The organism is Actinokineospora inagensis DSM 44258 (assembly GCF_000482865.1).
GTDB lineage: Bacteria > Actinomycetota > Actinomycetes > Mycobacteriales > Pseudonocardiaceae > Actinokineospora > Actinokineospora inagensis.
This window is the reverse complement of sequence record NZ_AXWW01000038.1, coordinates 1-19,182: the sequence shown is the minus strand read 5'-3', so window position 1 is coordinate 19,182 and position 19,182 is coordinate 1. Positions and strand designations below refer to the sequence as shown.

At 71.9% G+C, this 19,182-nt stretch carries 19 protein-coding genes; 12 read left to right on the top strand and 7 right to left on the bottom strand.

The window, feature by feature from the left end; genetic code table 11:
• Window positions 1-47: 47 nt before the first annotated feature.
• The 4 genes from H504_RS0116300 (at window position 48) to H504_RS0116285 (ending at window position 4,775) form a co-directional block, all read left to right on the top strand.
• Window positions 48-905, top strand: a complete 858-nt coding sequence (locus H504_RS0116300) for a helix-turn-helix domain-containing protein (RefSeq protein WP_026423626.1) — start codon at window positions 48-50, stop codon at window positions 903-905.
• Between the two features lie 18 nt (window positions 906-923).
• Window positions 924-1,127, top strand: a complete 204-nt coding sequence (locus tag H504_RS0116295; RefSeq protein ID WP_026423625.1) for a DUF397 domain-containing protein — start codon at window positions 924-926, stop codon at window positions 1,125-1,127.
• Window positions 1,128-1,375: 248 nt separating this feature from the next.
• Complete coding sequence (locus tag H504_RS41345) at window positions 1,376-1,540, top strand: hypothetical protein (protein WP_157440458.1); 165 nt, start codon at window positions 1,376-1,378, stop codon at window positions 1,538-1,540.
• A gap of 262 nt (window positions 1,541-1,802) precedes the next feature.
• A complete protein-coding gene (locus H504_RS0116285) occupies window positions 1,803-4,775 on the top strand; it encodes a helix-turn-helix transcriptional regulator (protein ID WP_026423624.1) in 2,973 nt (990 codons plus the stop codon).
• A 1,027-nt stretch (window positions 4,776-5,802) separates the two neighbouring features.
• On the opposite strand, the gene H504_RS0116280 is transcribed toward H504_RS0116285, so the two are convergent.
• Both H504_RS0116280 and H504_RS35470 read right to left on the bottom strand, forming a co-directional pair.
• On the bottom strand, window positions 5,803-7,365 hold the full coding sequence (locus H504_RS0116280; RefSeq protein WP_245614294.1) for a succinic semialdehyde dehydrogenase: 1,563 nt from the start codon (window positions 7,363-7,365) through the stop codon (window positions 5,803-5,805).
• A 56-nt stretch (window positions 7,366-7,421) separates the two neighbouring features.
• Window positions 7,422-7,883, bottom strand: a complete 462-nt coding sequence (locus H504_RS35470) for a GNAT family N-acetyltransferase (RefSeq protein WP_211239339.1) — start codon at window positions 7,881-7,883, stop codon at window positions 7,422-7,424.
• 579 nt (window positions 7,884-8,462) lie between these two features.
• Between H504_RS35470 and H504_RS0116270 the strand changes: the two genes are divergently transcribed.
• Window positions 8,463-9,380: an FAD:protein FMN transferase gene (locus tag H504_RS0116270; RefSeq protein ID WP_026423622.1), complete on the top strand. Its 918-nt coding sequence runs from the start codon at window positions 8,463-8,465 to the stop codon at window positions 9,378-9,380.
• 90 nt (window positions 9,381-9,470) lie between these two features.
• On the opposite strand, the gene H504_RS0116265 is transcribed toward H504_RS0116270, so the two are convergent.
• Both H504_RS0116265 and H504_RS0116260 read right to left on the bottom strand, forming a co-directional pair.
• The gene (locus H504_RS0116265; RefSeq protein WP_026423621.1) at window positions 9,471-9,935 is read right to left on the bottom strand and encodes a hypothetical protein; all 465 of its coding nucleotides are present in this window, start codon (window positions 9,933-9,935) and stop codon (window positions 9,471-9,473) included.
• Between the two features lie 241 nt (window positions 9,936-10,176).
• Entirely contained in the window at window positions 10,177-10,800 is a 624-nt protein-coding gene (locus H504_RS0116260) for a TetR/AcrR family transcriptional regulator (RefSeq protein WP_026423620.1), read from the bottom strand.
• A gap of 139 nt (window positions 10,801-10,939) precedes the next feature.
• Here H504_RS0116260 and H504_RS0116255 point away from each other — a divergent pair, with 139 nt between their 5' ends.
• From H504_RS0116255 to H504_RS0116225, 7 genes are all read left to right on the top strand, one after another.
• The gene (locus H504_RS0116255; RefSeq protein WP_035304584.1) at window positions 10,940-12,061 is read left to right on the top strand and encodes an acyl-CoA dehydrogenase family protein; all 1,122 of its coding nucleotides are present in this window, start codon (window positions 10,940-10,942) and stop codon (window positions 12,059-12,061) included.
• A gap of 25 nt (window positions 12,062-12,086) precedes the next feature.
• Window positions 12,087-13,220, top strand: coding sequence for a CaiB/BaiF CoA transferase family protein (locus tag H504_RS0116250; protein ID WP_026423618.1), 1,134 nt, complete (start codon window positions 12,087-12,089; stop codon window positions 13,218-13,220).
• 514 nt (window positions 13,221-13,734) lie between these two features.
• Window positions 13,735-13,896, top strand: coding sequence for a hypothetical protein (locus tag H504_RS42045; RefSeq protein WP_169735406.1), 162 nt, complete (start codon window positions 13,735-13,737; stop codon window positions 13,894-13,896).
• 252 nt (window positions 13,897-14,148) lie between these two features.
• Window positions 14,149-14,640 carry a hypothetical protein gene (locus H504_RS0116240; protein ID WP_026423617.1) on the top strand — a complete coding sequence of 164 codons (492 nt, stop codon included), beginning with the start codon at window positions 14,149-14,151 and terminating at the stop codon, window positions 14,638-14,640.
• Window positions 14,641-14,743: 103 nt separating this feature from the next.
• Entirely contained in the window at window positions 14,744-15,523 is a 780-nt protein-coding gene (locus H504_RS0116235; RefSeq protein ID WP_084467788.1) for a lytic transglycosylase domain-containing protein, read from the top strand.
• 69 nt (window positions 15,524-15,592) lie between these two features.
• Window positions 15,593-15,958: a hypothetical protein gene (locus tag H504_RS0116230; RefSeq protein ID WP_051385943.1), complete on the top strand. Its 366-nt coding sequence runs from the start codon at window positions 15,593-15,595 to the stop codon at window positions 15,956-15,958.
• Window positions 15,959-15,960: 2 nt separating this feature from the next.
• Window positions 15,961-16,308 (top strand): DUF3817 domain-containing protein, encoded by a 348-nt coding sequence (locus H504_RS0116225; protein WP_051385942.1) that lies wholly within the window; start codon window positions 15,961-15,963, stop codon window positions 16,306-16,308.
• A 19-nt stretch (window positions 16,309-16,327) separates the two neighbouring features.
• On the opposite strand, the gene H504_RS0116220 is transcribed toward H504_RS0116225, so the two are convergent.
• The 3 genes from H504_RS0116220 to H504_RS0116210 are packed head-to-tail and all read right to left on the bottom strand — an operon-like array spanning window position 16,328 to window position 18,779.
• Entirely contained in the window at window positions 16,328-17,191 is an 864-nt protein-coding gene (locus H504_RS0116220) for a spermidine synthase (RefSeq protein ID WP_026423613.1), read from the bottom strand.
• Window positions 17,188-17,589: an adenosylmethionine decarboxylase gene (gene speD, locus H504_RS0116215; RefSeq protein WP_026423612.1), complete on the bottom strand. Its 402-nt coding sequence runs from the start codon at window positions 17,587-17,589 to the stop codon at window positions 17,188-17,190. Before speD ends, H504_RS0116220 begins: the two co-directional genes overlap by 4 nt.
• Window positions 17,590-17,612: 23 nt before the next feature.
• Window positions 17,613-18,779: a type III PLP-dependent enzyme gene (locus tag H504_RS0116210; protein ID WP_026423611.1), complete on the bottom strand. Its 1,167-nt coding sequence runs from the start codon at window positions 18,777-18,779 to the stop codon at window positions 17,613-17,615.
• Between the last annotated feature and the right edge of the window lie 403 nt (window positions 18,780-19,182).

The following is a 19,182-nucleotide window of genomic DNA, read 5'->3' as shown; positions in this document are numbered from 1 at the left end:
GAACGGGCAGAAGGCCGCCTCCACGCGGCCGGAAACGAGGTGGACACGTGACCCGAGCACCCAGTCCGACGGTTCGCCGCCGCAGGCTCGCCGCCGAACTGCGGCGGTTCCGGGAAGCGGCGGAGCTGACCATCGACGAGGTGGCCGACCGGCTGGAGTGCTCCGCGTCGAAGGTCAGCCGGATCGAGACCGGGCACGTCGGCGTCACCCCGCGCGACGTGCGCGACATGGCCGAGCTGTACGGCATCGTCGACGACCGGCGCGACGCGCTGGTGCAGTTGGCCCGCGAGGCCAGGCAGAAGGGCTGGTGGCACGCCTACAACGAGGTGTTCACCGGCGCCTTCGTCGGGCTGGAGGCGGACGCGGCCTCGCTGCACGCCTTCCAGGCGCTGCTGGTGCCCGGCCTGCTGCAGACCGCCGCGTACAGCAGGGCGGTGCTGCGCGCGGTCCGGCCCGACTCGCCGCCCGCCGAGCTCGACCGCAGGGTCGAGGCCAGGATGACCCGGCAGAAGCTGCTCGTCGACCCGCACCCGCCGGAGTACTGGGCGGTCATCGACGAGGCCGTGCTGCACCGGCTCACCGGCGGTCGGGACGTCATGTACGAGCAATTGCGGAAACTCGTCGACATCGCCCAACTACCGCACGTGACGCTGCAGGTGCTGCCGTTCGAGATCGGCGCGCACGCGGGCATGGAATCGCCTTTCCTCATCATGGGGTTCCCCGACCCCGACCCGGACGTCGTCTACGTCGAGAACGCCACCTCCGGCGTGTACCTGGAGAACTCGGCGGACGTCCGCAAGCACTCCTTGTTGTTCGACCACTTGCGTGCGGCGGCGTTGCGACCAGACGACTCCGTCGGCCTGGTCCAGCGGATCGCGGAGAGGTTGGCCGTGATTCCCGAATAACACCGAGAGGAGTGGGGCGTGACTGTTTCTGACCTGATCGGCGCCGATTGGCGAACGAGCACCCGCAGTGGTGGTAACGACTGCGTGGAACTCGTGGTGGGCAGAAATGGCGCGGCGGTGCGCGACTCCAAGAACGCGGAGTACGGGCACCTGTCGTTCGCGGACACCGAGTGGGCGGTGTTTGTCGGAGCCGTGAAGGGAAACCTTCTGGCGCTCCGGTAGCCCCGAGCCCGGGATGATCGACAGCATCCCGGTCCGGGAGCCCCTCGATGGCGGGGCCACGGCACCACCCGTGGCCCCGTTCCCCCCTCACCCCCTTACTCCCCTCAGCACCCCTCCGAACGCCCCCGACTGAGGGTCGGTAAGGGCCAGGACTGCGTGATCGCCCGATCTGCCCCGCCACCCCTCAGCAGCACAGTGGGGGTCAGCCGGGAAGGACCCGGCGGCGGAGGGAAAACGGAGTGATCCACATGACGTGGACGATCGAGGCGATCCAGGCCGAGACCAACTACCGCACGCACGGCACCCGGGACCGCACCAGCAGGTTGCACGCCCACGAGGTCCGCAGGCACCACCCCCGCTGGCGGCGCCTGGTCGGCCTGCGCCCGGACCCGAGGCAGGGCGACCGCGCCTGACCGGTGGTCGACCGGGCGGTTGACCGGTGGCTCCGCACTGGCGGGGCGCCGAATGGGGGTGTGCGGAGACACCGGTCAACCGGTGGACGCCGGGAAACGCGTTGGCGCACGCGACCAATCGCGGCGGCGGAGCGGATTCCCGGGATGTGCCGCTGTTTCGTCGCCCGCGGGGCGATCGGTCCACAACGGCACCGGCACTTGTCCGGGGGCGTCGGCGGTTCCGTGGCCGTGGTGGGCGCCGCTGTCGGGGAGGTGTGCGAACATGCTGGTCATGCCGCGTCTTGGTTCGGGGATTCCGCTGGTCGCGCGTGGCCGGGAGCTGCGCGCGCTGCGGTCGGCTGTGTCGGCGGCCGCGGCCGGGCGGGCGTCGGCGGTGCTGTTGGCGGGGGACGCGGGGGTCGGCAAGACCCGGATGACCGAGGAGGTCGGGGGGTACGCGCGCGAGCAGGGGGCGCTGGTGCTCACCGGGCGCTGCCTGGACGCGGGGGAGGCGGGGCTGCCGTACCTCCCGGTCGCCGAGGCGTTGGCGCAGGTGCGGGACAAAGCGGTCGGGCGGCCTGCCTTGGGGCGGCTGTTCCCGGAGATCGGCCTGCCGGATCCGGGGCGTCCGGAGTCGGGGATGGCGTTGCCGCCCGCGGGATCGCGCGCGGAGCAGGACATCGGGCAGTTGCAGTTGTTCGACGGGGTGCACGGGATGCTGACCGACCTGGCGGAGCGGTCGCCGGTCGTGTTGGTGTTGGAGGACCTGCACTGGGCGGACGCGTCGACGCGGAGCCTGTTGTCGTTCCTGCTGTCCCGGTTGCGGTCGCAGCGGTTGTTGGTGCTGGGTACGTACCGCGGTGACGACCTGCATCGGCGGCACCCGTTGCGGCCGCTGTTGGCCGAGTTGGTGCGGTTGCCGCAGGTGGAGCGGATCGAGTTGGCGCCGTTCGGGTCGGCGGACACCCGGGCGTTCGTGGCGGCGTTGGCCGAGGGGCGGCTGCCGGAGCGGGTGTTGCGGGAGGTCGCGGGGCGGTCCGAGGGCAACGCGTTCTTCGCCGAGGAACTGCTCGACGCGTACGCGGCGGACGACAGCGTCGGCATCCCGGCCACCCTGGTCGACGTGTTGTTGGCGCGGGTCGAGCGGTTGAGCCAGCCCGCGCAGGCCGTGGTGCGGGTCGCGGCCGTCGCCGGTCGACGGGTGCCGGACGCCCGCTTGCGCGAGGTCGCCGGGATCGATGAGGCCGGATTGGACGCCGCGTTGCGCGAGGCCGTCGCGCACCACGTCCTCGTTCCCGCGGACGGTGAGGTCTACACCTTCCGGCACGCCTTGATGCGTGAAGCCGTCTACGGCGATCTATTGCCCGGTGAACGTGTGCGCCTGCACGCCGCTTATGCCCATCAGCTCGCGAACGACGTCGGCATAAGAGGTGCGGCCGCGGCCCTTGCCCACCACAGCATGGAGAGCCACGCGCTGCCGACCGCTCTTGCCGCGTCGATCACAGCCGCGCTGGAGGCCGAACGGTTGGGGGCGCCCGCCGAATCGTTGGAACACGCCGAGCGCGCGTTGAAGCTGTGGGAAGCCGTTCCCGGCGACCGGCGCCCGCCGGGTGTCACCGAGATGGCGTTGCTGCAACATGCATCCTGGGTTGCCGTGATGTCCGGCGACCCGGAGCGCGCCATCGCCTTCGCCAAGTCCGCGGTGCGGGTCGCCGACGACACCGTCACCCCGGAGAGCGCGGCCAAGCTGCACCGCAGGCTCGCCCAGTTCCAGTACGCCGTCGAGGGCCGCGAGGACGAGGCGTGGGCCAGCATCGAACAGGCCTGGCGGCTGGTCGCCGAGCGACCGCCGAGCGCGGACCAGGCGTGGGTGCTCGCGGTGTACGCCACGATCCTGCGGTCGCACCGCCGCGCCGACGAGGCCCGCGAGCGCGCCGAGCGCGCCGTCGCCGTCGCCCGCGAGGTCGAGGCGGGCGGACCGGAGGCCGACGCGCTGATCACCGTCGCGATCCTGGACGAGGCCCGCGGCCACAGCGACGAGTCCCGCGAGCTGCTGAACACGGCGATGACCCGCGCCAAGGACGTCGAGGCGATCACCGTCGAGCTGCGCGCCCGCTACTCGCTGTCGGTCAACCTCTACGAGGCGGGCAGGCTCGACGAGGCCGCCCGGGTCGTCGACGAAGGCGTGGAACGGGCCCGCTGCACCGGCCTGACCTGGAGCACCTACGGCCTGGAACTGCGCGTGATCCAGGTGGTCATCCGCTACGCCCACGGCGACTGGGACGGCAGCGAGGCCGCCGCCGAACCCCCGGGGCACAAGGTGTCCAGCACCGTGTCCGCCCGGCTCGCCGCCGTCGGCGCGTACGTGACCGTCGGTCGCGGCCGGTTCGCCGAAGCCGAGCGGCTGCTCGCCGAACTCCGCGCCGACTGGCACCGCGACCTGCAGATCCCGCTCGCCACCGGCGGCGTCGGCGCGGAACTCGCGATCTGGCGCGGCCGACCGGACAAGGCCGTGGAAAGCGTCCGCGAGGCGCTGGACTGGGTCGCGCGCGCCGGGGAGCAGTGGGTGCTCGCCGGGATCCGCATCGCCGCCATCGGCATCGCCGCGTACGCCGACCTCGCCGCCACCGCCCGCCGCGCGGGCAACGAGGTGTCGACGTTCACCACCGAGGGCGCGCGCCTGCTGGCCATGGCCCGCACGACCGCCGAGTGCGGCAGCCCGCGCACCGGCGTCCTCGGCCCCGAGGGCCGCGCCTGGCTCGCCCGCGCCGAAGCCGAACACACCCGCCTCACCGGCACCAGCGACCCCGACACGTGGCGCGCGGCCGTCGACGCGTTCGACTACGGCGCCGTCTACGAACAAGCCCTCTGCCGCCGCCGCCACGCCGAAGCCCTCCTCACCGCCGACGACCGGGAAGCCGCCGCCGCCCAGCTCCGCGCCGCCGACGCCACCGCCACCCGCCTCGGCGCCAAACCCCTCTCCGACGCCCTGCACAAAATCGCCCGCCGCGCCCGCGTCTCCCTCGAAGGCGCCACCACCCCCCGCGACGAGGTCGACCCCTTCACCCCCCGCGAACGCGCCGTCCTGACCCTGGTCGCCGCGGGCCGCACCAACCGCCAGGTGGGCGAGGAACTGTTCATCAGCGAGAAGACCGTCAGCGTCCACCTCAGCCGCATCATGGCCAAACTCGGCGCCAGCCGCCGCACCGAGGCCGTCGCCGTCGCCTACGACCGCGGCCTGCTCACCGACCACTGACCCCTCGGTCGTCCCGCCGCGCTCGAAGATCAACGGCCCTGAGCAGCCCCCGTTTTCCAGTCTACCGAAGGGAAAGCGCGGGTGGGGCTGTCGTGGGACGGTTGTGGATGGCCGCCCGGGGTGTGGACAACTGTGGGCGGCAATGGTCATTTTGGCCATCCACGACCTCGGTGTTGATCCGCCGCGCCGAAGCCGTCGCCGACGACCGCCGCCCTGCTCACTGCCCTCGGTTGTCCCGCCTGCTAGGGCTAGCGGGCAGTGTTCGAAGATCAACGGTGCTGAGCAGCCCCCGTTTTCCAGCCTATCGAAGGGAAAGGCGGGGGCGGGCGTGTCGCGGGCTGGTTGTGGATGGTCGCCAGGAGTGTGGACAACGGTGGATGGCAATGGTCAGCGGCCACCCACGACCCCGGTGTTGATCCACTGCGTCGAAGCCGTCGCCGTCGACGCGGCCTGCTCACTGACCCCTTGGCCGTCTCGCCCGCGGGGGCTTGTGGGCGGCACTCAAAGATCAACAGTGCTGAGCAGCCCCCGTTTTCCAGCCTATCGGGGGGACAGGCGCGGGCGGGCCTGTCGCGGGTCTGTTGTGGATGGTCGCCGGGAGTGTGGACCACCGTGGGTGGCAATGGTCAGCGGCCATCCACATCCCCGGTGCTGAGCCGCCGCACTGATGCCGTCGCCGTCGTCCACGACCACGGCTTGCTCGCCGATCCCTCGGCGGTCTCACGGCGTCCGAAGATCAACGGTGCTGAGCAGCCCCCGTTTTCCAGCCTACCGAGGGGAAAGGCTCGGGCGGGCGTGCCGTGGGCTGGTTGTGGGTGGCCGCAGGGTGTGTGGACAACCATGGGCGGCAACGGTAGGCGGCCATCCACCGCGGCCGATCGTCGGGTTGTCGTCCGTCGGTACCGGGAGCCATGACGGTCGTCGTCCACATCGTGAGGAACTGTCCACAGGCGACTTGCGGGCAGGTCTTCCTCGCGCATTCCTTCGGTAGGCTGGAAAACGGGGGCTGCTCGGAACTGTTGATCTTCTACCGGGGTATCCGCTTGAGCGCGCGCAGGCCCGCGGTCAACCCCGCGGTCCACGCCCGTGCCGGTATCCCGAACGCGGGTCGGAGGGGGAGGCCCCGTTGGGCCGCAATCGTTTGCGGCTCGGTGTACTTCAGCAACCCCTCGGGGCCGTTGCGCCGTCCGACACCGGAGTCGTGCATGCCGCCCATGGGGGCGTCGATGCTGCCGAAGGTGGCGCCGAAGCCGTCGTTGATGTTGACGGTGCCCGCGTGGATTCGGGTGGCCACTTCCTCGCCCGCTCGGCGGTCGCGGGTCCAGACGCTGGCGTTGAGGCCGTAGCGGGTGTGGTTGGCGAGGGTGATGGCCTGGCTGACGTCCGTGTAGCCGTGGATGGCGACGACGGGGCCGAAGGTCTCTTCGGCGAACAGGGTCATGCCCTCGTGCACGTTGTCCAGGATCGTCGGCTCGTAGAACAGCGGGCCCAGGTCCGGGCGGGGTTTTCCGCCCGCCAGCAGCCGGGCGCCCTGGGCGAGCGCGTCGTCCACGTGCGACGAGATGGTGGCCAGTTGGGCGGTCGACGTCAGCGAGCCCACGTCCACGCTGTAGTCCAAAGCGGACCCCAGCCGCAACGCCGACGTCCTGGCGACGAAGGCGCGGGTGAACGCCTCGCGGATGTCCTCGTGGACGTAGATCCGTTCGATGGACACGCACAACTGGCCCGCCGACGAGAAGCAGGCCGTCACGGCGCCCTTGGCGGTGTGGTCGACGTCGGCGTCGGGCAGGATGATCATCGGGTTCTTGCCGCCGAGTTCCATCGAGAAGCCGGTCAGCCGCTCGGCGGCTCGGGCGGCCAGGCCGCGGCCGGTGCTGGTGGACCCGGTGAAGCCCAGGTAGTCGCCCTCCTCGATGAGGGCGCCGCCCACATCCGAACCCCGGCCGAGCACGATCTGCCACACCTCCTCCGGCAGGCCGGCCGCCACCGCGAGTTCTCGCAACCACAGGGCGCTCAGCGCGGTCTGGTTGTCCGGTTTCTGCACCAGCGCGTTCCCGGCCACCAGCGCGGGGATGGCGTCCAGGCCGGTCAGCGCGAGCGGGTAGTTCCACGGCGAGATCATCGACACGACGCCCTTGGGGTGGCGGACCTCGGTGGTGCGGGTGAACACCGGCAGCGTGCCCGCCCTGCGCCTCGGGGCGAGCAGGCGCGCGGCGCGGCGGCCGTAGTACGCGGCGGTCATGGCGGTGACGGCGACCTCGTCGTACGCGTCGACGCGGGACTTGCCGGTCTCGACCTGCATCAGGTCCAGCACCTCGCCCTGCCGGTCCAGGACCAGGTCGTGCAGCCGCAGCAGCACCCGCGCGCGGTCGGCCACCGGCGTGTCGGCCCAGCCGCGTTGCGCGTCGCGGGCCACCTTGAACGCCTGCCGGACGTCCGCGTCGAGCAGTTGCGGGATGGTGGTGATCGGCGCGCCGGTGAACGGGGCGGTGACGGTGACCGGGTCGGCGCCGCCGGGGACGGCGCCTGCCACCAACTGGGCGGCCCGGTCTGCGGTGGGGGCGCCGGGAACCGATCCGATGGTGGTCATGGCGTGCTCCTTCGCTCCGGCCGACCCGCTCATGTTACTTCCGAGTAGCCCGCGCGTCACCTGCCCCGCACGCCGAGGGCGACGCGCAGCAGGTCGTCCTCGTGGCGCGCGGTCACCGGCAGCCCGGACGCGGCGGCGGCGCGGACGAACCCGGGCTCTGCGGGCAGGCACCACGCGATCAACCGCTGGTGCCCGGTGGCCCTGGCGTCGGCGGCGAGCCTGCGGATCAGCGCTGTGCCGAGACCGCGCCGCTGCCACCCGTCCTCCACGAGCACCGCCACCTCGGCCTCGGCCCGGCCGGTCGGGATCAGTTGCGCGATCGCCACCACCTCCGACCCGCAGGCGGCGACCACGGTGGTCCCGTTCGGCGGCTGGAGCAGTCTGGTCAACCAGCGTGGCGGGATCTTCCCGAGGCCGGCGTGGTAGCGGGTGAACAGGGTCTGCGCGGAGCAACGGGCGTGCAACGCGCCAACGGCGTCGGTGTCGGCGGTGGTGCCGAGTCGCAAGGTGATCTGCATGGCGCCCAGCCTGCGCGACGACTGTTGCCCGCCGAGTGCCCGGCGTGTTTCGGTCGTGTGCGGCCAACCCGCCGCCGCGTTGGTCACCCAAATCGCCCGCGAAGGACGTACCGTCATCCCCAGGCGGTTTTCTGCTTCACCCACTGCGAGGGCGCGGGTGAGGGGGTGCGCGTGTCCGGCCACACGTCGCACCACCCGCCCGGGTGACCAACTTCCGCGAGCACCCCCGAAATCCAGCGTAGTGGCGACTTCGGATGAGGTCGTGCCGGTGCGCGGTCGCTGTGGACAGTCGGTGACGTTGTGGACAACTCGCCGGATAGCCGGGTTGGCAGTGGGGGATTTTCGGCGTGCGGCCGAAGGAACGCCCGGGTTTGTGGCATTCGGCGCAGCGCAAGTGGGTCGGGGGATAGTGGGAACCGCGCCCAGGATTTGCCTACGCCACGCACAGCGCCCGCACAGGGTCGGGGTGCAGCGTTGGGAGACTGATGACCGGAGGGTGCGTCGTGAGTGAGCGAGTGGTGTGGCCGCCGTCGCGCGACTGGACGGTGTGGGAACAAGACCTGCCAGTGGGTGTCGGCCGTGACCGCGCGCGCTGAGTTCTCGGTGTGGGGGACGTCGGCTGTCGTTGTCGTCGGCGACCCGCTGCTGCTGCGCGAGGCGACGGCGACCTTACGCGCGGAACTGGCCGCTTTCGACGACGCCTGCAGTTGGTTCCGCGACGACTCCGAGCTGTCCCGGTTACCGCGCGGGCGGGCGGCTCGGATCAGCCCGCTGCTGGCCGACGCCCTCGACGTCGCCCTGCGCGCCGCCCAGGTGACCGACGGCCTGGTCGACCCGACCGTCGCCGACGCGTTGCGCGGCCAGGCTTACGACCGCGACTTCGCCGTCCAACCCGGCAACGACCCGCGTCCGGCTGAGACGCACGCGGTGCCGGGCTGGCACCGGGTCGCCCTCGACCTCGACCGCGACGAGGTCCTCCTGCCGCCCGGGGTGAACCTGGACCTCGGCGCGACCGGCAAGGCCCTGGTCGCCGACCGGGCCGCGGCGCTGATCGCCGAGGTGATCGGCAGCGGCGTCCTGGTCTCGATCGGCGGCGACTACGGCACCGCCGGGCAACCCCCCAAGGGCGGCTGGCAGATCGCGATCAGCGACGACCACCGCACCGCCGAACGCGCGCCCTGGGCCAGGGTCGCCATCACCGGCGGCGGCCTGGCCACCTCCAGCATCGCCCGCAGGCGCTGGCACCGCGGCGGCCGCGCCGTGCACCACGTGATCGACCCCCGCACCGGCCGCAGCGCCACCGAGGTCTGGCGCACCGTGTCGGTCGCCGCCGAGTCCTGTGTGGACGCCAACACGGCCAGCACCGCGGCCCTGGTGCTCGGCGGTCAGGCCCCCGCCTGGCTCGCCGATCGGCACCTGCCCGCGCTGCTGGTCGCGGTCGACGGCGCCGTCCTCACCGTCGGCGACTGGCCCGTCCGCGACCGGGTGGTGGCGTGACGGAACCGGTGCCCGGCACGGTCTTGGTGCTCCGGGGCGAACCGGGGCCGGTCCTTCGGCGGACGCGGTGACTCGCCCCGGGACGAGTCGTTAGGACTCCGGTTCGCCGTCGGTCGGGGGCCCGCTGGTGCTGATCGGCAGCCAGGTCAGCAGCGTGGCCAGCACGGCGGCGGCGGTGGCGATGATCAACACGGTCAGGCCGGGGCCCGCGGTGAACGCCTGCGCCGGGTCGGCGTCGGTCGTGTCCTCCAGCGCGGACAGGTCGTCCACGGACAGGGCACTGGTCATGGTGATGCCGGTCAGGATGCCGGTGGCCAGCGCGGCGGTCACCCTGGTCGGGGTGACCCGGCGCAGCGCGGCGAGGACACAGGCCAGCGCCGCGAGCCCGGCGCCGATCAGGACCGGGGCGGTGGGCGCGTTCGTGGTGCTCGCGTCGGCGGCGGAGCCGTCGACCGGCAGGTCGATGACGGGCTGGGTCAGGCCGACCACCGCGAGGGTGGTGGCGGCCAGCAGCAGGACCGCCGCCGACCACCAGAGGAGCGCTCGTGCGGTCACCCGGTGATCCTGGCAGACCCGGCGACCGGGGCCGCTGTCAGACTATTCGCGAAAGCGAACGTCCCGTTGGCGTCCCACCGCACTCATCTATGGGTACGGCGGCCGACCCGAGCGAGGGCCGGGTCGGCTGCCGCGGATGCGATCGACGAAGCATCGAGCGGGACCCCGGCCGGTTCCGCCCGCCTGCACCGGGCGGAATCCGGCCGGGGTCGTGCGGGACGGGTCGTTCGGGCCGGACTCGTCAGCCTTGGTCGCCGCCGGTCACCGACGTGTAGCGGTCCAGGACGGTGGCCTTCCACTCCTCCAGCAGCCGCTCCCGGCGTTCGGCGCCGCCGCCGATCATGGCGTCGAGGGCGAGGCCGCGGACGAGGTTGACGCTGAGCAGCAGGAGGGTCTCCACCTCGGCCTCCGGCAGTTCGGCGCCCGCCGCCTCCCGGTAGAGCTCCAGCGTGGCGTGGCCGAGCGCCCGGTCGACCGGGCGCAGGGTCTCCCGCAGTTCCGGGTCGGTGCGGGCGGCCACCCACAGTTCCACCGCGGCGGTCGACAGGGTGCCCGAGTAGGCCTCCCAGAGCAGGTCGATGCCCTTGCTGAGCCGGGCGCGGCCGGGCGGCAGGTCGGTGGCGGCGTCGCGCAGTTGGCGGGTGAGGCGGGCGAACAGGTGCTCGAGGGCGGCCGTCATCAGTTCGGCCTTGGTGGTGAAGTGGTGCTGCTGGGCGCCCCTGGACACCCCGGCACGGGCGCAGATCTCCTGCACCGTGGTGCGCGCGTGGCCGAGTTCGACCAGGCAGCCGATGGTCGCGTCGAGCAGCGCCTCGCGGGTCTGCTCGCTGCGTTCCCGCTGGGTGCGGTGCGTGCGCACGGCCACCACTCGACCTCCTCGACCCGGGCTCGGCAGGCACTTTACGGGCTGGTCCGGGCCCCGGTACCTTCTGGGGGGAACTTACCTGCAGTCCGGAATGTTTTCTGGCCCGAGGAGGCCCCCGGTGACCCAGCAGTCCCCCTGGATGGACCCCGACCTGGCCGCCTTCCGCGACCTGGCGCGCACCTTCTGCGAGAAGGAGCTGACCCCGAACACCGAGCGCTGGATCGCCGACAAGCAGGTGGACCGCGGGCTGTGGACCAAGGCGGGCGAGGTCGGCCTGCTCTGCCTGTCCATCCCGGAGGAGTACGGCGGCGGTGGCGGCACCTTCGCGCACGAGGTCGTGCTGCTGGAGGAGCAGAACCGGGCGGGTGACAGCGGCTGGGGCGTGTCGCTGCACAACGGCATCGTCGCGCACTACGTGCTGGCCTACGGCACCGAGGAGCAGAAGCACGCCTGGCTGCCCAAGCTGGCCTCCGGCGAGTGGGTCGGCGCGATCGCGATGACCGAGCCCGGCGCCGGGTCGGACCTGCAGGGCGTCAAGACCAAGGCGGTCCGCGACGGCGACGAGTACGTGGTCACCGGCGCGAAGACCTTCATCACCAACGGCGGCCAGTGCGACTTCGTCATCGTGGTCACCAAGACCGACCCGACCAAGGGCGCCGAGGGCACCTCGCTGGTGATCGTCGAGGCCGACCGGCCCGGGTTCCGCCGCGGCCGGGTGCTGGACAAGATCGGCCTCAAGGCGCAGGACACGGCCGAGCTGTTCTTCGACGACGTGCGCGTCCCGGTCGGCAACCTGCTCGGCGGGGTCGAGGGCCAGGGCTTCGTCCACCTGATGCAGCAGTTGCCGCAGGAGCGGCTGATCATCGGCATCAGCTCGGTGATGGCCATGGAGCTGGCCCTGGAACAGACCCTGCGCTACACGAAGGAGCGGCAGGCCTTCGGCCGCCCGGTCTTCGCCTTCCAGAACACCAAGTTCACCCTGGCCGAGGTCGCCACCGAGGCCAGGATCGCCCGCGTCTTCCTGGACGACTGCATCGCCAAGCACCTGCGCGGCGAGCTGGACATCCCGACGGTGGCGATGCTCAAGTGGTGGACCAGCGACCGGGCGATGAAGGCCGTCGACGAGTGCCTGCAACTGCACGGCGGCTACGGCTACATGAACGAGTACCCGATCGCCCGCATCTACGCCGACCAGCGCGTGCAGCGCATCTACGGCGGCACCAACGAGATCATGAAGGAGATCATCTCCCGTTCGCTGTAGTTCCCGACCTGCCACGAGGAACCCCATGGGACCACTGACCGGGGTGCGGGTCGTCGAACTCGCCGGACTCGCCCCCGCCCCGTTCGCCTGCACCGTGCTCGCCGACCTCGGCGCCGACGTCGTCCGGGTCGACCGGGCCCGGCCGAGCCCGGACGTGCTCGGCTTCCCGGACGACCCGCTCACCCGCGGGAGGCGCTGGATCGGCGTCGACGTGAAGTCGCCCGCGGGTCTCGACCTGGTGCTGCGGTTGACCGACCGGGCCGACGTGTTGGTCGAGGGCTTCCGGCCCGGTGTCGCCGAGCGGATGGGGCTGGGGCCGGACGTGCTGCTGGCCCGCAACCCCGGCCTGGTCTACGGCCGCATCACCGGGTGGGGCCAAGACGGCCCGCTGGCCGGTGTCGCCGGGCACGACATCAACTACATCGCCGTCGCGGGCGCGCTCGACCCGATCGGCCGGGCGGGGCAGCAGCCGACCGTGCCGCTGAACCTGGTCGGCGACTTCGGCGGTGGTGGCCTGCTGCTGGCCATGGGCGTGCTCGCTGCCCTGGTCGAGCGGCAGACCTCGGGGCTGGGCCAGGTGGTGGACGCGTCGATGGTGGAGGGCGCGGCGCTGCTGACCACCAGCCTGCACGGCATGCGCGGCCTCGGCCTGTGGCCCAACGGGCGCGGCGAGAACCTGCTCGACGGCGGCGCCCCGTTCTACGACACCTACGAGACCGCCGACGGCAAGTACGTGGCCGTGGGCGCCATCGAGGTCCGGTTCTTCGGCGCGCTCGCCCGGGTCTTGGGCCTGGTCGACCCGCCCAACCACCTGGACCCGGCCAACTGGCCCGAGTTGCGCGAGCGGATCGCCGCCGCCGTGCGCACCCGGAGCCGGGACGAGTGGACGGAGCTCGCCGAGGGCACGGACGCCTGCCTGACCCCGGTGCTGTCGCCCGCCGAGGCGCCTGGCCACCCGCACAACGCCGCGCGCGGCTCCTTCGTCGACGTGGGTGGCACGCCGCAGCCCGGCCCCGCGCCGCGGTTCAGCCGCAGCGCCACCGCGACGCCGACCCCGCCGAGCGCCCCCCGCGCGGACACCGCCACCGTTCTCGCCGAGTTGGGCGTGTCGGAAGTGGAATTCGCGGCACTCCGTGATAAAGGCATTGTCGGGGAATAGCCCACCAGGCAATGGCGCGGCCCGTCGCGGGTAATTCGATAGGCGCCGTCGCGCGCGGGAGGACGCCGAGGGGAAAGGGCTGTGCGGGTGCTTGTGGCGTTCGCACAGCCCCGGGCACGCGCATGGTGGCGGCCTGCCGGGCGCCCACCTGCTGGGCGGGTGCCGAGGGCCTTCCGGGCCGGGCGGCGGCGGGTGGTGACCCCGGCGCCGCGCAGGGGAGTTGTACCGGATCGCGGGTCGCCGAGGGTGTCCGATCCCAGCCGCCTGCACAAAGATGACGCGAATTCTGGGCGGCGCCGCGTTCTCCGTCGACCGTCCGGTGTGTCCACCCGGTGATCGACCGCGTCCGCCCGTAGAGTGATCGGTCCGCCAACGGTGTGGCTGGACCCGGGCCCGGTTGGCCGGTTTCTCACCGTCGGTGTCGGCCATCGGCGAAAACCGCCGCGCCGGTGGGCGGAATGGGGGATCATGGACCCGGTCGGTGCGCCGTGGGCGCGGAGAGACGGAGTGGGCGATGAACGTGCGGAAAGTCGTGATCCTCGTCGCGGTCGCGCTGGTGCTGTTCTACGTGGTCAGCCAGCCCACCCAGGCCGCGCAGGCCGTCCAGGGCCTGTTGGGCTGGTTGAGGGACGGCGCCGAGGCGATCATCACCTTCCTGAAGAACCTGTTCGCCTGAGCGTCACCGCCGGACCGGCCGGTCGCCGGGGACAGGCGCGCCCGCCACCGGCCAGGACCAGCGGCGGGCCGGTAGACCGTCACGATCAGTGATGTCCGGTCGCGGTGGAAGATCCATATTGGACCGTCCGAGTGGATCTGCCGGTTTCCGCGGTCCGTTCGGCGAACTGGTCCGTTTTGCCTCTGGCGATCTGTCGGTCCCTCCCCCTACGGTTTCAGCCATCGAGTGATCATGAGACCTCCAGGAGGCAGAATGCTCGACGATCCCGGGGTCGATGCCCTAGTTCGCCAGTGGACCGCGGAACGCGCGCACGACGCCGACGCCGACGAGGCCCACCGCATCGCGTCCGAGTGGCTTGCCGACGCCCCCACCGTGTCCACGCCGGGCATTCCCGGTCAACGCGCCCGTGCCGGGGCCGCGAGCTGGGCCACGGTCGAGACCGCCGACCCGCGCTACCTCACCGCCATGCGCAAGCGGCTGCCCGAGGTGCCGCACGAGCTGCTCGCCGCCGCGGCCGGCTGGTGGCAGATGGTCGGCGGCGTCGCCGAGGCCGAGGAGTGGTGGGACGCGGGGATGAGCCCGCTGGACCAGCGCGCCTTGGACTACCGGGCGGCGGGCCTCGCCCCGTCCGACCTGGCCCGCAGGCTCGGTCCCCTCACCGTGCTCGAGCACCTGCGCCGGGGCAGCGCCCCCGCCTGGTGCGTGGCCCGGCTGCAGCGCCAGCGCCGCGACGGCGCGGCCTGACCTCCCGAGGACCCCACCCCCGCGTAACGCCACGGTGCCCCGTCATCGATGCTTGTCGTGAGACCGGGCGCCGCCCGGTGCCGACGAGCCCGGTGGGAGCACGGTGGCGGACCCGAAACCCCGCGGACGGACCGACCTGTGGTTCCGGGTCGCCCTCGTCGTGGTCCTGCTCGCCGTGGTCGGCGCCATCGTCTGGATCGTGCGGATCGCCTCGGTGACCCCGCAGGTGGAGAGCCCGGCGGCCGAGGTGGCCCCCGCCCAGGTCGAGCCGGACGTCGCGGCGCCGGTCGAGGTCGCCGAGGTGCCCCGGCCGGGTCGCCCGGACCTGCGCGGCTGGGCCAACCGGCTGGCCCGGCCCACCGGCATCCCGGCGCGCGCGTTGCTGGCCTACGGCAACGCCGAGCTGGTGGTGCGGGCGAGCACGCCGCGCTGCGGGGTGTCCTGGGCCACGCTGGCGGGCATCGGCCGGATCGAGTCCAACCACGGCCAGTACGGCGGCGCGACCCTGGGCGACGACGGCAGGCCGTCGAAGCCGATCGTCGGCGTCCCGCTCGACGGTTCCACCGGGGTGCGCGACATCCCGGACACCGACCACGGCGAGTACGACGGCGACACCGCCGTCGACCGGGCCGTCGGTCCCCTGCAGTTCATCCCGTCCACCTGGCGCAAGTGGACCTCCGACGGCAACGGCGACGGGATCGGCGACCCGCAGCAGATCGACGACGCCGCCCTCGCCGCCGCCCGCTACCTGTGCGCCGACGGCCGCGACATGACCAGCCCCAAGGGCTGGTGGCAGGGCGTGTTCTCCTACAACAACTCGGTGACCTACGGCCAGAAGGTCTTCGGCCTGGCCGACGGGTACGCGCGCGCCGCCCTCGGGTAGCTGTCGCGGCCGTCACCACGGTCTTACCGCGGTCCGCGGCTCTCAGCGGCGGCGCGTTAGCATCGGCCGGTGGCGCAGCGATCCGGCAAGGGACGTCCACTCCTGGTGATCGGGGGGTCGACGCTCGCGCTGGTCGTGTGCTGCGGGTTGGCGTGGTGGCAGTGGCAGCGGTTCGAGTCGGCCAACGGGACCCTCCAGAACCTGGGCTACGTGCTGCAGTGGCCGTTGTTCGGCCTCGCCCCCGCCTACATGTTCTGGCGGTTCCGCAAGCTCAGGCAGCGCGAGGCCGAGCGGCCCGCCGAACCGGAGCCGATCCCCGCGCCGCCGCCCCGGCCGGTCGCCGTCGTCGAACCCGATGACGATGACGACGAACTGGCCGCGTACAACCGCTACCTCGCTGACCTGAACGCCCGCGCCAACCAGGAGTCCCGATGAGCATGACCGACGAGGAGAACCCGGCCCAGGCGGTCGGCGCCAAGGGCACCCGGGGCGCGCTGGCCCGGTACCGGGTGATGGCCTACGTCGTCGGGGTCGGCCTGCTCTGCCTGGTGGTGGCCATGGTGGTCAAGTACGGCTACGACGACGCCACCCCGGTCGCCATCGTCGGCCCCACGCACGGGTTTCTCTACGCGGTGTACCTGCTGTTCGCCTTCGACTTGGCGCTCAAGGCGCGCTGGTCGGTCAAGGGGACCCTGCTGGTGCTGGTCGCGGGCATGATCCCGTTCGTGTCGTTCTTCGTGGAGCGCCGGGTGACCCGGCAGGTGCGAGCGGGCCGGAAGCTCTAGGCCCCCGGCCCGCCCGGTCTCACCGCGACTTGCGCACGGTGTACGGCGGGATCGTGTTGCCGCGCAGCGCGTCGGCGTCGATCGTCTCCGGCCGGTAGGGCAGCGTCTCCAGCCTGCGCAGCATCCGCGCCGTGGTGGCGGACAACCCTGCCGGGTCAGTGTCCGGTTCGGTCTCCGCGAGTCCGAACAGGAACGCCCACTCGTGCTCGTCCGACCCGTAGTACACGGTGGTGCCGAACACCTCGTTGAACCGGCGCCACGACCGGATCAACGTCTCGTTGCGCCACATGGTCTGGCAGCCCGCCTGGCACACCACCACGCCGCCGTCGGTCAGCACCGAGCGGCAGCGGGTGAGGAACTCCTCCTCGTAGAGGCGGTTGTGCTGGGCGAACTCCGGGCGCTCGTCGGGCAGGTCCACCAGCACCACGTCGTAGCGCTCCTGGGTGTCCGCCAGGTACTGCCACCCGTCGGTGTAGTGCACCCGCACCGGGCCCTCGTGCTTGACGGCCTGGGCGAGCTCATCGGAGGTGTAGCCGTACGGCAGGTGCTCCGCGCACAGCTCCACGGCCTGCTGGTCGATGTCCACGTGGTCGACCACGCTCGCGCCCGCCGCGACCGAGATCTGCGACACGACCCCCTCGCTGGAGCCGACGACCAGGACCCGGTCCAGGGTCTTGGCCAGCAGCAGCGCGGGCACCAGCAGCGCCTCGTGGTAGGTGAGCTGGCTGAACTCGGTGCTCTGCCGGTCGTCGTCGCAGAACAGGCTCACGCCCTGTGCGGTCCGGCCGATCACCAGGTGCTGGAACTCGGTGTTCGCGTCCACCAGCACCTCGGTCACGTCCCACGTCCGGGTGAGGCCGGGACCCAGCGGCTCGACGATCATCGGGCGGTCTCCGACGGCACCGGGTGTCCCCTGTGGACGGTGTTGATCCTGGCGTCCAGCGCGCCGAGCCGGTCGCGCAGCAACGCCGCCGCCAGCTCCGGGTCCGCGGTCTCGCCGCAGGTGAAGATGTCCACGAACATCGATCCGATCTCCGGGTAGGTGTGGATGGAGGCGTGCGACTCCGACAACAGCGCCAGCACCGTCACCCCCTGCGGCTCGAACTGCTTGGACACCACGTCGCAGATGGTGGCGCCCGCGTCGCGCAGCGCGGACTCCAGAGCTTCGCGCAGGAAGCCCAGATCATCGAGCAGCAACGGATCGACCCCGTCGAACTCGGCCAGCACGTGTCGGCCTGCGAAGTTACCCACGCCCGGTTCAGGCGCGCGGTCATACGACATCTGTCTTACCTCCTGCGAGGAAATCAGCCGACGATGAGCGTCGGAAGGGGCGGAAAACCGTTGAACGACACCGAGGAGTAGCTCGCGGTGTACGCGCCCGCGTCGAGGACGTCGACGTGGTCGCCTGCCCGCAGCGCCGTCGGAAGACGATACGGGGTGTTCTGGTAGATCACATCATCGCCGTCGCAGGTGGGCCCGGCGATGATCACCGGACCGCTCGGCTCGGCCGGGTGCGCGGTGCGCAGCCGGTAGGCGATGTACTCGTTCTCGGTCTCGGCGAGCCCCGAGTAGCGACCGACGTCGAGGTAGACCCAGCGGTGCTCGTCGGTGTCGGACTTGCGCGACACGAGCACGACCTCGGTCCGGATCACCCCGGCGGTGGCCACGATCGCCCGACCGGGCTCCACGACCAGCTCCACCGGGGAGTCGAAGTGCGCGGCCACCGCGGCCCGGATGGCCTCGGTGTGCGCGGTCAGCGGCGGCACCTGGTCCCGGTACGACGCCGGGAAACCACCGCCCAGGTTCACCGACCGGGTCGGCACCCCGGCCGCGGCCAGCCCCTTCGCGATCCGGGCCGCCTGGGCGATGCCCGCCGTCCACGCCGCCGGGTCGGTGTGCTGCGAGCCCACGTGGAAGCAGGCGCCGTCCACGGCGAGACCCAGGTCGGCCGCCTTGGTCAACAACCGTAGTGCCAACTCGGGGGAACATCCGAACTTCGCCCCGAACGGGGTGCCCGAGGCGGGCGCGTCGACCAGGAACCGGCACCACACCCGGGAACCCGGCGCGTGCGCGGCCAGGTTCTCCAGGTCGCCCTCGGCGTCGAAGGTGAACCGGCGCACGCCGAGCCGGTATGCGTAGGCGATGTCCTTCGCCTTCTTGATGGGGTTGCCGTAGGACAGGGCCGCGGGCGCCGCGCCCTGCGCCAGGCACAGGTCGATCTCACCGGTGCTGGCGACGTCGAACGAGGAGCCCTCCTCGACGAGCGCCCGGACGACCTCGGGGGCCGGATTGGCCTTGACGGCGTAGAAGATCGCGGCCTCGGGCAGCGCGGCCCGCATGGCGCGGTAGTTGGTCCGTACCACCTCGAGGTCCAGCACCAGGCAAGGCGTCTCGGGCGCGCGGTCGTCGAGGAACGCGCGCAGCCGGGTGGACAGTCCCGGTGACGCCACTGAGTCGAGCACGGCGTGCACTGTAATACCGAGCTGACTCGATCGGGATGGGCTGGGCTTGACCGACTCGATCACAGTGGTCGTACTATCCGGGCGGGTTGGGGTGGTGGTGGTCCTTTCACCTGCTGGGGTGGGGGATTGGTGGGCGGGCAACGGGGGTTGTTGCGCGCGTCACATCCGGGGGTGGGGTCCTTTGTGGACTTACTTGGTCGTGGGGCGGGGTTTGTCGGGGGGCTTGGTTAGGCTGTGTATTGGGGGCTTTGGATCGGGTTGATCATGCTGTTGTGTGGGCGGTCTGGGGTGTCGATGGGTCGGTCTAGGCTGTGTATTTGGGGGCTTTGTTCTCGGTTGATCTTGGTGTGAGGGGGCTCTGGGCCTCGGCTGCGCCTCGGGGGTCGGCCTGGTCGCCTTCGGCGACGCCGGC